At 41.9% G+C, this 13,210-nt stretch carries 12 protein-coding genes; 6 read left to right on the top strand and 6 right to left on the bottom strand.

Annotation, left to right across the window (positions count from 1 at the left end; translation table 11 throughout):
- Window positions 1-38: 38 nt before the first annotated feature.
- The 5 genes from ACGTJS_RS12280 to ACGTJS_RS12260 form a co-directional block, all read right to left on the bottom strand.
- Entirely contained in the window at window positions 39-329 is a 291-nt protein-coding gene (locus tag ACGTJS_RS12280; protein ID WP_410472285.1) for a hypothetical protein, read from the bottom strand.
- 76 nt (window positions 330-405) lie between these two features.
- Window positions 406-1,464, bottom strand: coding sequence for a tryptophan--tRNA ligase (gene trpS / locus ACGTJS_RS12275; protein ID WP_410472284.1), 1,059 nt, complete (start codon window positions 1,462-1,464; stop codon window positions 406-408).
- A 52-nt stretch (window positions 1,465-1,516) separates the two neighbouring features.
- Window positions 1,517-2,512 carry a lipid A biosynthesis acyltransferase gene (locus tag ACGTJS_RS12270; RefSeq protein WP_315041641.1) on the bottom strand — a complete coding sequence of 332 codons (996 nt, stop codon included), beginning with the start codon at window positions 2,510-2,512 and terminating at the stop codon, window positions 1,517-1,519.
- Between the two features lie 133 nt (window positions 2,513-2,645).
- Complete coding sequence (locus ACGTJS_RS12265; RefSeq protein WP_315041585.1) at window positions 2,646-4,463, bottom strand: monovalent cation:proton antiporter-2 (CPA2) family protein; 1,818 nt, start codon at window positions 4,461-4,463, stop codon at window positions 2,646-2,648.
- Window positions 4,464-4,473: 10 nt separating this feature from the next.
- Entirely contained in the window at window positions 4,474-5,190 is a 717-nt protein-coding gene (locus tag ACGTJS_RS12260; RefSeq protein WP_315041588.1) for a hypothetical protein, read from the bottom strand.
- A gap of 156 nt (window positions 5,191-5,346) precedes the next feature.
- On the opposite strand from ACGTJS_RS12260, the gene ACGTJS_RS12255 reads away from it, so the two are divergent.
- From ACGTJS_RS12255 to ACGTJS_RS12230, 6 genes are all read left to right on the top strand, one after another.
- Window positions 5,347-6,876, top strand: coding sequence for a CHAD domain-containing protein (locus ACGTJS_RS12255; protein ID WP_410472283.1), 1,530 nt, complete (start codon window positions 5,347-5,349; stop codon window positions 6,874-6,876).
- An 83-nt stretch (window positions 6,877-6,959) separates the two neighbouring features.
- Window positions 6,960-7,268, top strand: a complete 309-nt coding sequence (locus tag ACGTJS_RS12250) for a septal ring lytic transglycosylase RlpA family protein (protein WP_410472282.1) — start codon at window positions 6,960-6,962, stop codon at window positions 7,266-7,268.
- Window positions 7,269-7,422: 154 nt separating this feature from the next.
- Window positions 7,423-9,087, top strand: a complete 1,665-nt coding sequence (locus ACGTJS_RS12245) for a TolC family protein (protein ID WP_410472281.1) — start codon at window positions 7,423-7,425, stop codon at window positions 9,085-9,087.
- 63 nt (window positions 9,088-9,150) lie between these two features.
- A complete protein-coding gene (locus tag ACGTJS_RS12240) occupies window positions 9,151-10,242 on the top strand; it encodes an HlyD family secretion protein (protein WP_410472280.1) in 1,092 nt (363 codons plus the stop codon).
- A 31-nt stretch (window positions 10,243-10,273) separates the two neighbouring features.
- On the top strand, window positions 10,274-11,581 hold the full coding sequence (locus ACGTJS_RS12235) for an ABC transporter permease (protein ID WP_315041601.1): 1,308 nt from the start codon (window positions 10,274-10,276) through the stop codon (window positions 11,579-11,581).
- Window positions 11,581-12,714: an ABC transporter permease gene (locus ACGTJS_RS12230; protein ID WP_410472279.1), complete on the top strand. Its 1,134-nt coding sequence runs from the start codon at window positions 11,581-11,583 to the stop codon at window positions 12,712-12,714. Before ACGTJS_RS12235 ends, ACGTJS_RS12230 begins: the two co-directional genes overlap by 1 nt.
- Before the next feature lie 61 nt (window positions 12,715-12,775).
- Here the strand turns inward: ACGTJS_RS12230 and ACGTJS_RS12225 are convergent, their stop codons facing one another.
- Window positions 12,776-13,198: a prolyl-tRNA synthetase associated domain-containing protein gene (locus ACGTJS_RS12225; RefSeq protein WP_410473274.1), complete on the bottom strand. Its 423-nt coding sequence runs from the start codon at window positions 13,196-13,198 to the stop codon at window positions 12,776-12,778.
- Window positions 13,199-13,210: the final 12 nt, after the last annotated feature.

Genomic DNA, 13,210 nt, shown 5'->3' with positions numbered 1-13,210 from the left:
ATAATTTGCTTGACAAAGATATATAATTTGTTTTTTTGCTATTGGATAAGGCTTTTAATAAAGCCATTAACTGCCTGTTTGGTGTTATTATCTTGTTGGCTTAGCCAAGTTAAGACTTCTTCATCAAGTCCTAAAATTTTTTGACTTTCCAAAAAATCCGCCTTACGTTTGCGTAATTCTTTGATAAAATTTGGCTCAACTTCTTTGGCATTGCCAAAATCAAAGTCTTCATAATGGTTAATAACGTCTTGTACGTCTTGCATTATCATATCTCCTTTGTTGTTGAATGCTTGGTTTAAATGCAGTAATAATTCTTGCGGTGGTTTCACGCTCTAGCTAAACGACTGAAATAATGCGAAATTGGTTGCTCATAGCTGATAATTGGCATTGTTTTATTCTCTAAAATTATTTTTTCAACTTCGCCAATGGTTTAATCCCCACAGCTTTACGCACTTTTTCCATGCGTTTTCGGCTTTCTCTGCGAGCTTTTTCCGCCCCCATTTGCAAAATCTCTTCCATCTCTTTTGGATTTGCCATCAAGTGATTGTAACGCTCACGAAACGGTGCGATTTCGCCATTGATTTTATCAAATAAAATATCTTTCGCTTCACCCCAACCAATGCCTGTCGCAAAACGCTGACGCATTTGTTCAAGTTCGGCAGGTGTGGCAAACGCTTTATAAATCTCAAAAATCGTGCTTTCGTCTGGATTTTTTGGTTCTTCTGGCAATTGCGAATTGGTAACGATACGAGCAATCGCCTTTTTCAACGCCTTTTCGCCGTCCACTTGTGGGTCATCACCAAATAACGGAATAGTATTGCCATAACTTTTTGACATTTTGCGACCGTCAAGCCCTGTCAAAAGTGGCGTATCTTCGTCAACCATCGCTTCTGGCAATACAAACATCGGATTTTCTTTGCTATATTTAAAATTAAACGTACCTGCAATATCACGAGCCATTTCAATGTGTTGAATTTGGTCCTTGCCAACAGGGACGTGGGTAGCGTTAAACATCAAAATATCCGCCGCCATTAGCACAGGATAGCTAAATAAGCCCATTGAAATGCCAAAATCTGGGTCGGTGTCAGGCGTTGCCGTGTTAATATCTACTTGGGCTTTGTAGGCATGTGCTCGGTTCATCAAGCCTTTGGCACAGTTGCAGTTAAGCACCCACGCAAGCTCTGGAATTTCCACCACGTCCGATTGGCGATAAAAAGTTACTCGCTCTGGGTCAAGTCCGCAAGCAAGCCAAGTTGCGGTAATCGCTTTGGTGCTGGCGTGGACGGCATCTGCGTCTTGGCATTTAATCAAGGCGTGCAAATCCGCCAAAAAGAAAAATGCGTCATCATCGTTATTTTGTACCGATTGAATGGCAGGGCGAATTGCACCCACATAGTTGCCAAGATGTGGAATACCTGATGTGGTAATGCCTGTTAAAATGCGTTTTTTGGTTGCTTCTGTCATAAAAATTCTCATTATTTGTATTGATTAAAAATTTTAATATTATATCAAATTTTTAGGAAGATTGATAATAATTAATCCCAGTCGGCTGGGTTTTAAAGCGTCTGTGAAACCACATATATTGCGTTGGGTCAGTGCGAATTAGACGTTCTAACAAGGCATTAACACGATTGGCATCAGCAATTTCATCGTCACTTGGGTAGTTATCAAGCATAGGTGTAAACTGAATATGATAATGCGGACGGCGACCGTTTGGCATATCCACAGGCGTTTCACGATAAAAATGAATGGCAATTACTGCCGATGGATTTTGTTTATCCGCCAACCTTATCAATCGGCGTTGAGCGGTTAAAGTAGCAGCCGACACGCCAAAAAAATCCGCCATCACGCCTTGTTTTAAGCCAAAATCTTGGTCTGGCGTGTACCAAATGATGTGTTTATTTTTGATATTTTTGGTTAATTTTCGCATATCTTGATGAGCAATTTGTTCATTAAAAATACGAGTGCGAGCATTATAAATAAACCACTCAAGCAATGCATTATTTTGCGGACGATAAACGATATCCACAGGAATAAACATACTTGCCAAGCGACCGCCCAAGTCCAACATGGTATAATGTGCCCCCAATAACATCACGGATTGGTTGAGGTTTTGGGCGTTGATAACGTGTTGCAAACCCGATACAGTAACTTGTCTGGTAAAAATATCTGGGCGAAACCACGCACACAGACTTTCAAACAAACCCACGCCTGCATTGATAAACACTTGTTCTGCCATTTGGTAGCGTTCTTCGTCAGTTTTTTGGGGAAAGGCGAGTTTTAAATTGACAAGTGTGTCATTTTGACGGCGTTTTACTGTTTTAAAAATCAATTTCCCCAAATTTTTACCGATTTTAAATTGATATTTTAAAGGCAAATAAATGAGTGGCAAAAACACCAAAAATATCAGCCAAATGCCCCAATATTTTGGTAATAAAAATTGCCATTGAAAAGGTTTTTTGGTGGTTTGGCTAGACTGGCGTGTTTTGTGAATTTGACTTACCATTGGCATATTTTTGGGAATTGACAACGGTTTTTGTGTGGATTGTATGGTTTTTAGATTGTCATTAAAACTTTTGCCAAAGGAATTTTTTGGGTCAAATTGTTGGGGTTGTTTCACAATATTTCCTAGTTTCACAATATTTTTATGGGTTTAGTTTTTCTTTGCATGATTCATTCATATCACTGTCAAACAGACTTTCAAGCTCCGCCACTGCCGATTTTGCCGAGGCAATCATTTGCAGTTCGTCTTGATAAATGGCGTGCTGGCGTTCAATGAGTTCATCGTCATAAGTCCTAAACATCTCCACGCTTTTTTTGGCAACGTCATCGCTAAACCCCAATTTTTGTAAAGACTCTCTGGACATATCAAGGGCGGACAAATAGGTTTCTCGCCAAATATAACGCACACCCACATCTCGCAGACGGTGATAATGCTCACGGTTGGTTGCTCGTGCCAAAATTGGCAAATCAGGATAATTGCGTTTGACGTAATCCGCCACCAAAATGGAATGCTCAATATTACCAATGGTCAAAACAAACAATTTGGCATTGGCAATGCCTGACGCTCGCAATACTTCGGGGTTTTTGGGGTCGCCATAATACACTTGATTACCAAATTTTCGCACAAAGTCCACTTGGTTTGCCGATTTGTCAATGGCGGTAAATTCAATGTTGTGCATTCTTAGCACTCGTCCAATGATTTGCCCCATACGCCCAAAACCTGCCAAAATCACAGGGTGGGCGTGATTTGGAATGTTGTCATATTCTCGTTTTGGCGTGGCTTTGGAAAACATTGGTTCACCGATTTTTTCAAGCAACAAAAACGCCAAAGGGGTCAATGCCATAGACGTGGTAACAATCAAATTTAGCACATTATGCTCGGTACTGCTTAACAGATTTTGGTTTTGAGCCACGCTAAACAGCACAAAGGCAAACTCACCGCCTTGAGCCAAAGTCGTCCCAAGTCGAATGCTTGTTGGTGTGCGGTGGTTTAGGGCTTTGGCAATGAGCGTTAAAATGAAAAATTTGACTACCATCAACGCCAACGCACCGCCAATGATGATGGCAGGTTTTGCCAAAATGAGCTTAACATCGGTCATCATGCCCACCGACATAAAAAACAAGCCCAACAGCAAGCCTTTAAACGGCTCAATGCTCGCTTCTAACTCATGGCGATATTCACTGTCAGCAAGCAAAACGCCTGTCAAAAACGCCCCCAATGCCATAGACAAGCCGACATATTCCATCAAAATGGATACGCCAAGCACGATAAATAACGCCACTGCCGTGAGCAGTTCGGTTGCTCCGCTTGATGCCACAAATTTAAAAAACGGACGCACCACATGACGACTGGCAACAATCAATCCTAAAAAAATCGCCAGCACTTTGGCAAAATAAATCCAGTCATAATGTTGATTTTGCACGCCTGACAAAAACGGCAAAATCGCAAGCAAGGGAATGACGGCAATGTCTTGAAACAGCAAAATGGTAAAGGCTTTTTGTCCGTGCGTGGCGGTGAGTTGTTGTTTTTCGGTCAAAAGTTGCAACACAAAAGCGGTGGACGACAATGCCAAACCAAAACCAACGACAAAACCGCTAGATAGACGAATGCCAAACAAAAAATGCGTGATAAGCATTAGCACCACGCCAGTTACCAGCACTTGCAAACCACCCAGCACAAAAATGGCGTGTCTAAGCGTCCAAAGTCGTGATGGTTGTAGCTCAAGCCCAATGATAAACAGCAACAGCACCACGCCAAATTCAGAAAAATGCAACAAATCGGCAGGATTTTGCGTGATTTTTAAAAAACTAGGGCCTAGCAATAAACCTGTAAAAAGATAACCTAAAACGGTGGCAATGCCAAAGCGTTTGGCAAGCGGAATAATTACAATTGCCGTGCCAAGAAAAATGGTAACTTCAACCAATAAACTGTTTGTCATGTTGGCGACCAAGGTTAGCATGGTGTGTCCTTTAATATTTTACAAAAATTTTCCACACATCATTATTCGCAATCGGATTGTTATACGCATCATTGCGTTTTTTACGGGGCGTTTGCCGACTGTCCACCAACTTAAAATTTGGCAACTTATGCACAATCAACCCCGTCCGATAAAAGCGAACTCGCTGTGGCTCTAACATTCCGCCTTTAGCATCACGGCAAAAAACATACGCACGCAAATCAATAAATTCACGATGAGCGACCAATTTGGCATTGGGATTTTTTGCTAATGCCTGCTCCATCGCCAGCACTTCATGCATCTGATACTCGCCACATTTGGCAATCAACGCACCGACTGAGCCAAAACTTTTTGACTCTTTTGCCTTTGTGCGTGTCAAATGCAATTTTTGTACATGATAAATAAACTGCGGAATTTCAAGACTTGCTGGCAATGGCAAAAAATCAGGTGGCAAGTAGGCAGACGGATAAAAGCCTTTGGCACGCTCAATCAAGCCTTGCCACTGCTGTTCATAGTGTTTGACTTCGTCCATATTGCCTGCATAAATCGGCATATCTTGGATTTGTTCCAAAATCGGCGGTGGAAAATAATCATCGCGAAATTGAGCAATATCGGCGAGCAAAGTTGATAATAAAACTTTTGTTTGTTTTTTTGTGGATTTTTCATCAAGTGGCTGATCGTCATCACCAAACAAACTGGGGACGACAAATGGGGCAGAGCGGTGCGACATGGCGAAGTCCTTATTTTTTTATAAGTTTTATCATGTTAGCATATTTAGCCTAAGCAATAAAGTGAAAATTGATAACATGATAACGATTGCTAATACCAAAAAAAATTTGACTGTGGTATGATAAATATTATTTAAAAAATTGCAAAGGAAATTCCCATGCACGAAATAGAGCTTAAATTTAACGTTCCCAGCCATTATCAAGCCAGCACTTTACAACAAATCAACACCACCACCGCCAAAAAACAACGGCTGTCGGCGTATTATTTTGACACAGCGGACAATCTTTTGGCAAAGCAGGGAATTGCTTTGCGTATCCGCTATGAAAATGGGCAATGGGTGCAAACCCTAAAAACGCATGGCGATGGCATTGCCAAACGTATTGAATTAAATACTGTGTTGCCAATTCGTCAAACACCGACACAAATTGACGTAACTACTTTAAAACCCGACTTAGCCCATATCACCAACCTAACCGTCATCGCACAGCTAACGAAGATTATGCCGATTGATATACTCAATCAAACTTTGCAAGTGCGATATTTTACCGATATTGAGCGGATTTATCGGATTATCAAAAAAAATAATAGCCAAATTGAAGTGGCGTATGATATTGGCAAGGTCGCCATTGGCAAAGCCCCCAAAGACAGCTATCCCATTCATGAGCTTGAGTTTGAGCTGATAACGGGTGAAGTTGCCGATTTGATTGACATCACAAAATCGTGGTGCATATCGCAAAAACTGTATCTCTCCACCGTTACCAAGGCCCATCGTGGCAGTTTGTTATTAGCCAAAAAACAACATATTGACCCTGTAAAAGCCGATTTGACAGCGTTACAATTTGACAAACATATTGGCGAATTGGTATTTTTGCAAAAAATTGTTCATCATTGTTTGTCGCAGATTTTGCCAAATGCCACAGCGATTGCCAACGGTAGTCAAAATGCCGAGCATATCCATCAGCTACGTGTTGGTATTCGCCGTTTGCGAACGGTGTTCAAAGTTTTTGACAATTCGCATATCAATCCCGCGTGGCAAACCACACTCAAACGCACCTTTGCACAGCTTGGCGAATATCGGGATAAACAGATTTTACAGACCAAAACGCAGCCCATGCTACAACAGCACAACGCAGCGCCGATTCATTGGTCGCTTGATGTGGCGGTTTTGCCTGTGGAAGCGGTCAAAGATAGCGATTTTCAATTATTGTTATTGGATTTGATAAATTTTACCCATTTGCCAATGACGGATAAAATGGATAAGGCAAAAGCAAAACAAATTGCCAAACAAAAGTTAAATAAATGGTTTAAAAAAGTACGTAAAAACAGCGAAAAATTTGCCGAGTTGGATACCGACAGTCAACACCAAATCCGCAAAGATTTAAAAACTTTGCGATATTTGACCGAGTTTGTCGCACCGCTATTTTATCAAAACAAAAAACAAGCAACCTATCGCAAAAACAAACAAGCCGTCAAAAAATTTTTGGCATATTTAGAACCCGCCCAAGACGTGCTGGGCGATTATAATGACAATGTGGTCGGACGGCAGTATTATGCCGAACGTGCCGAATATGACCGCAATGCGTTATTTGCGGTCGGGTGGTTTGCAGGCAGACAGGCAAGCCATGCCAAACAATGTGCCGAAACGCTAAAAATGATTCGGTATACGCCAATCTTTTGGAAAAAATAAAAAAGCTGAATTTATTGGTTTTTCTTAATATTAAATGATAACTGTTTAGTTTTACATGAAATTACGCCAAGTGATATTTGCTTATGATTTTGGCAACATGGTTACAAAATAAATTTGCCAAATCAACTTTATTCTTATCAACCCTTATCGCCACGACCGCCGTTCATGCGGATATCGCTTCTTGGCATGGTGGCAAACATCACGGCAAACGCACTGCATCGGGCGAAAATTTTAACCAAAATGGCTTGACCGCCGCCAGCAATATTCACAAACTTGGCAGTAAACTTAAAATAACCAACCAAGCCAACGGCAAAAGCGTCATCGTGCGTGTAACTGACCGTGGGGGCTTTGGCAAATATGGGCGTACGCTTTTTCACAAAAAAAAGAGATAGCGATGTCTCTTTTTTTTGATCAAATTTTTGATAACGGTGTTAATGATATAAAAGTCAAAAAGCATTGACTTTGCCGGTCACTTTTTTTATCATGGCAACACTTTTTTTTGGTGTTATAATAACGTATTTTAAAAATTCTAAACGTTTCATCGCTATGCAATTTTCTCAAACTTTTTTTTCAAAAAAACCGTCATGTTATTTTGCCAAACCATGTCAACACGCATTGGGTGCGTTATGCTTTGGGTTGTTATTGACGAGCAGTGCAATCGCACAGACGGACATACCCACTGTCCCCAATACAGATACTGTGCCAAACACAGACGTTTCGCCAAATAAACCCCAAAATGCAGAACCTACGGATACACAGCACGTTTTGCCTGTTGGTGAGCCAGTTTTTGATACTACCATCAATAATGGCGTGCCGTTTCCACCGATGACGCAGGTTGATGTGCCAAGCTATTTAACGCTTGACCAAGCCCAACAATATTTTACCCAAATTTCGCCAAAAGTCGCCAGTGATAACGCCAATATTGTCAGTAACGAAAAACAAGCCGAAGCGACTGCCAATTTAAATAAACCTGTGATTTTTCTAGGGGCGACAGCGTCTCACATTCATATTGATGATGAGCTAGATACTAGCAAGTTAAAAGATGGCTTAGGCTCAATGATTAATAGCCAAACGGGTAATTTGTCGATACCCTTACCACCCAATATCGGCGGTATGCTGACCAACCCAATACCCAACCCATATCCTGTCAATGTTGATAAAAATCACACCAGTGCCAATGTGACTGTGCTGTGGTCGGCGTATAATGGTGGCAAAACCAAGTCGCTCACGCAACTGTTAAACGGGCGTGCGGACGAAAGCCGAGCCGATGCCGATTTGTCGCTTGATGAGCAGTACACCACGCTCACCAAACGTTATTTTCAAGCACAACTTGCCATTATGGTAGCGTATTTGCGAACGCAGGCATTAGGAGCAATTCAAGAAACCGACCACGCCGCCAAACGTGCCTTAGACGTGGGGTTAATTTCCAAAGTGGAACGCCTAGAGGCCCAAAACGCTTTGGCAAATGCTGAGTATGAAAACAGCAAGGCGTTAAACGATGCCGACCTTGCCATGACCGCGTTGCAACGCACCATGCGAACGCCGTATCGTATTAAGCCGACTTCGCCGTTGTTTGTATCAAGCAAGCCATTGCCTGATTTAAGCTATTTTCAAGCGCAAGCCAAACAGCACCACCCAGCGTTTCAAAAAGTATCTGCCAAATACGAGCAAGCCAAAGCCTTGCACGCTTTTAGCGAGTCCAATTTTAAACCGACAGTAACGGTATTTGGGCGTTCGGAAATTGGCAACGACCCAAATTGGATTGCAGGTGTGTCGGCAAATTGGAAACTGTGGGGCGGTCTTGACCGTGGGGCAAGTACAGAATCTAGCCTTGCCAAACTGCACCAAGCGGAATTTAGCCAAATTGAAATTACCGACAATATTATGTTATTGGTAGAAAAAAATTGGCAATCGGTCAAAAACGCCCAACGCAATTATTTATCTTTAAACACCAATATTGAATTAGCAAAAGAAATGTTGCGTTTTCGTCAGTTGGGCTTTAAAGAAGGCGTGAACACGGCGGTGGAAGTCATGCAAGCAGAAGCCAACCTTGAAAAAGCCAAAACTGAGCAAGCCAAATCCGCCAATGACTATATCCAAGCCCTAGCCGATTTGATGCAAAGCTGTGGCACACCGCTAGAATTTAACCGTTATATGCAAGATGCGGACATACGTTTGCCTGCGATTTATCTTGATAAAAACGAACAATAATTGATTTTTTTTCAATTTTTATTTTTTTAATTTAATTTTTTATAAAATTTACATGGCAACATTATGGCTGACCCTATTAACCATTCGCAAACCGTTAGCACAGATAATACCACTTATCAACCACAAAAACCAAAACCAAATAAAATCAAATTGATTGTTATCACGTTGATTTTATTGGGGTTAATTGGTTTGGTAATTTGGGGTTTAATCAAAGATAAACGGCAAATTTCGCAAGCACCGACCATCATTCAAGGGCATATGGAAGTAGAGCAAACGCCTGTTGCCGCCAAAGTCGCAGGGCGAATTGCCAATATTCATGTCAAAGAAGGCGACAAAATCAGCGTTGGTACGTTACTCATTGAAATGGACAGCCCAGAGATTAATGCCAAAATTGAACAAGCCGAAGCAGGCAAAGCAATGGCACAAAGTCAGCTTGACAAAGCCAACAACGGGGCAAGACCTCAAGAAATTGAAATGGCAAAATACCAATATGAAGCCGCCCAATCGGCTGCTGACCTTGCCAAAGTGACCTTTGAACGCATTGACCGCTTGGCAAGTGAAGGCTTGATGTCCCGCCAAAAACGTGATGAAGCCTACACCAACTATATCGCAAGTAGCGACAAGGCAAAAATGGCAAAAGCCCAATATAGCCTTGCCGTTACAGGGGCGAGAAACGAAGACAAATCCGTAGCCGAAGCCCAAGTCAAACAAGTGGAAGGTAAACTAAAAGAAGCGATGATTGCCAAAGACGAAGCCAATCTAAAAAGCCCAATCACAGGCATGGTTGATGATGTGATTGTCAAATCTGGGCAAGTGGTCGGTCAAGGTGTGCCGTTAATCAGCGTGATTGACCCCAACGACCAATGGGTCGTGTTAAACGTTACCGAAAATAACTTGGCACATTTTGCTGTGGGTAGCCAATTTACCGCTACCGTCCCTGCCTTGTCTGCGAACAATCAGCCGTACAAACAGACCTTTACGGTGTACGCAAGCTCGGTGCTATCGGACTTTGCGACATGGCGACAAACCAACAGCAAAGACGGCTTTGATATGCGAACTTTTGAAATTAAAGCCCGTCCGCAAAACCCTGACAGCCGTCTGCGTCAAGGCATGAGCGTGTTGGTTGATGTCCCTGCGAATCAGCAAAATCAATAAAAAACTTAACCAATAATCAGCTTAATTCGGTATGCCAAATTCAACAAATCCACCGTCCAATCTTAGCCAAGATTTGAGCCAAAACGACCGTTTTAGCCTTGCCGATTTTTTTGGGGCATTTTGGCAAAGTGCCAAGCATGAATGGCATTTTTTAAGTCATCATAGTTGGGATTTTGCCATGATGTTTTGGTTGCCGATTATGCTCGTATTTTCAGTTTGGTGGGTGTTTGCCAAAGGCTCGGCGATTGATTTGCCGATTGCCGTCATTGACAACAGCCACACCGCCCAATCAGCGACCCTAATCCGCTATATTGACGCTACGCCAGAAGTAAACGTGGTCAAACAATTTTACGACACAGCGACCGCCAAAAAAGCCATAGAAGCCACCGAAGTATATGCAGTGGTGGAAATTCCTGATGATTTTTCTCGGCAATTGTTAGGACAAAAGTCCACTCGTGTTTTGTTAAATGTCAATGCCCAATTTGGCACGCATTCAGGCATGATACAAAAAGGCGTACAAACCGCTGTCAGCACCTTTTCGGCAGGAGCAGAAATGCAAAGACGTGTGGCAAAAGGCGAAGACACCACGCTCGTGCGTAGCAGTTACGCCCCTATCCAAACACAAACTATCACGTTATTTAACGCAGGTAATAACTACAGACAATTTTTGGCTGTTACCGTTTTGCCCGCATTATTGCACATTTTGTCAATGGTTATCGGTGCTTCAACGGTCGGACGAGAATTGCGTGATAAAACGCTTGGCGAATGGTATCAAGATATTAGCAATAAAACACAAAAAAACCAACACAATCAAACAATTGTATTTAACGAACAAAACCCAAAACTTTGGCGGATTATCGCAGGGCTTAACGGCAAACTTATCGCCCCTATGCTTGCCTATGCCTTGTGGGGAGCGGTGGTGTTGGTGTTAATTACTCAGATTTTTGCGGTGCAATTATCCGCTTTATTGATTACCTATTTGATTTTTTTGATGTTTATGATGGTATCATTTTGGATGGGCGTTATCGTAACCGTTGGCACGTTTTCTTATCGTCAAGGCTTATCGTTTACAGGGTTTATCTCCGCACCGTCATTTGCATTTTCGGGTGTAACTTTTCCTTATTTGGCAATGTCGCCCGCTGCACAACATTGGTCAAACGCCCTGCCTTTGACCCATTATTTGCGTATGCAGACCAATCAGTTACAAATGTCCGCTCCGATTAGCTACGCCATGCCAACGTTTTACGGCTTTTTTATTGCGGTCATTGTGAGTTTATTGATTGCCAGTCTTTTAACCAAAAAAGCGTTGCGAACGCCACAAAAATGGGGGCAACGTTAATGTTAAAGCCAAAAAATAGTTTTTTTAAAGAAATTTTAACCGTTTGGAAACAAGTTTTTACCGACAAAGGTGTGCTAACCATGATGATTATCGCACCGATTATTTACGGCTTTTTTTACCCTTGGCCTTATTCCAAAGAAATCGTGCGAAACGTGCCTGTTGCCATTATTGACAACGACCATTCCACCTTATCCACCAAAATCATCAGCTACGCCCAAAGCAGTCCACGCCTAGATGTCAGCGTGGTAACTGATGAAAATACGGCAAAAGATTTGGTCTGGCGAAACAAAATTGTCGGCTACATGGTGATACCGTCAGGCTTGTACCAAAAGGTCAGCACAGGGCAATTGGCAAAGGTGAGCGTGCTTGCCAACGGTAACTATTTTTTGTTAAATAAACAAGTGCAAACAGGCTTTTTGGAAATCATCGGCACGGTGTCGGCAGGGGTGGAAATCCAAAAATCCGTCATGCAAGGCAATGATATAACCCTTGCCAAAGCCAACCTAAGCCCTGTCAATTTAACCATTAACCCACTTTACAATCAAACCGAAGGCTACGGTAGCTATGTCGTGCCACCTGTGTCTATTTTGATTTTGCAACAGATGTTTTTGATAGCGACAGCGATGTTGGTCGGCACTTGGGTGGAACAAAAAAGCCACCATGCACCGCTCAAAACTTGGCTAGCTCGGATTGTTGGCATTTCAGTATTTGGCGTGTTGCTCGGCTGTTTTTATTATGGTTGGGTGTTTTCTATGAATGACTACCCACGCAACCAAAATTTGGCAGGTTCGCTGTTGTTACTTGCGATATTCTTCCCTGCGGTGGTAGCATTAGGCTGTGTCGTTGGGCTGTGGTTTGCAGGACGTGAGCGTGCCATGCAGGTGCTTGTTGTTAGCTCTATGCCAATGTTATTTATCTCTGGGATTACTTGGCCTGTGCAGATGTTACCAGAACCGTTTCATTACATTCGTTGGGCGTTTCCAAGCACAGCAGGTATGAATGCGTCTGTCATGCTAAACCAAATGGGGGCAAGCGTTGCGATGACAAGAGTATATTTTTTGGCGTTGATGTTGATTTTGTTGGTGTGTTTGGTGATTTTGACATGGTTTGGCGGTGAGACAGAAGAGTTATGATTTTACATTTTGGAGTTTTGGAGCGAACAAACTCTATAACTCAACAATATGAATGAAATTTCTAAGCTCTTCTATTTCTAAGCTCTTCTATAAGTGTTATCAAATCATCCGTTTTTAGCCACACAGTAGCAGTATTGTCATTGGGGTGAATGCCTATCAATTTTGGTTCGTCTAAAAAATCTTGGTCTAAATAAAATTGTACCTTGTGTTCTGTATTATTGATTAATCCCAACGGTGTAACAGAACCAGCTTGTAATCCCAAAATTGCCATTAAATCTTGTTCTGACGCAAAAGACAGTGAACGAGTATGATATTTTTCTTTAAAATATTTTAAATTAACTTTTTTATCGCCTTTAACAGTAATCAAATAGTAATTTCGTTTTTTATCATCTCTGACAAAAATATTTTTAGCTTCAGCGTCTGGATAATGTAAGGCGATATTGACCGTTTCAGCCATGTTAAAAACGGCTTCATGTTCGGTAATTTCATACCAAAT

Source organism: Faucicola mancuniensis, assembly GCF_046523945.1.
In the GTDB taxonomy this organism is placed as follows: Bacteria; Pseudomonadota; Gammaproteobacteria; order Pseudomonadales; family Moraxellaceae; genus Faucicola; species Faucicola mancuniensis.
This window is presented reverse-complemented; position numbering and strand designations above follow the sequence as displayed.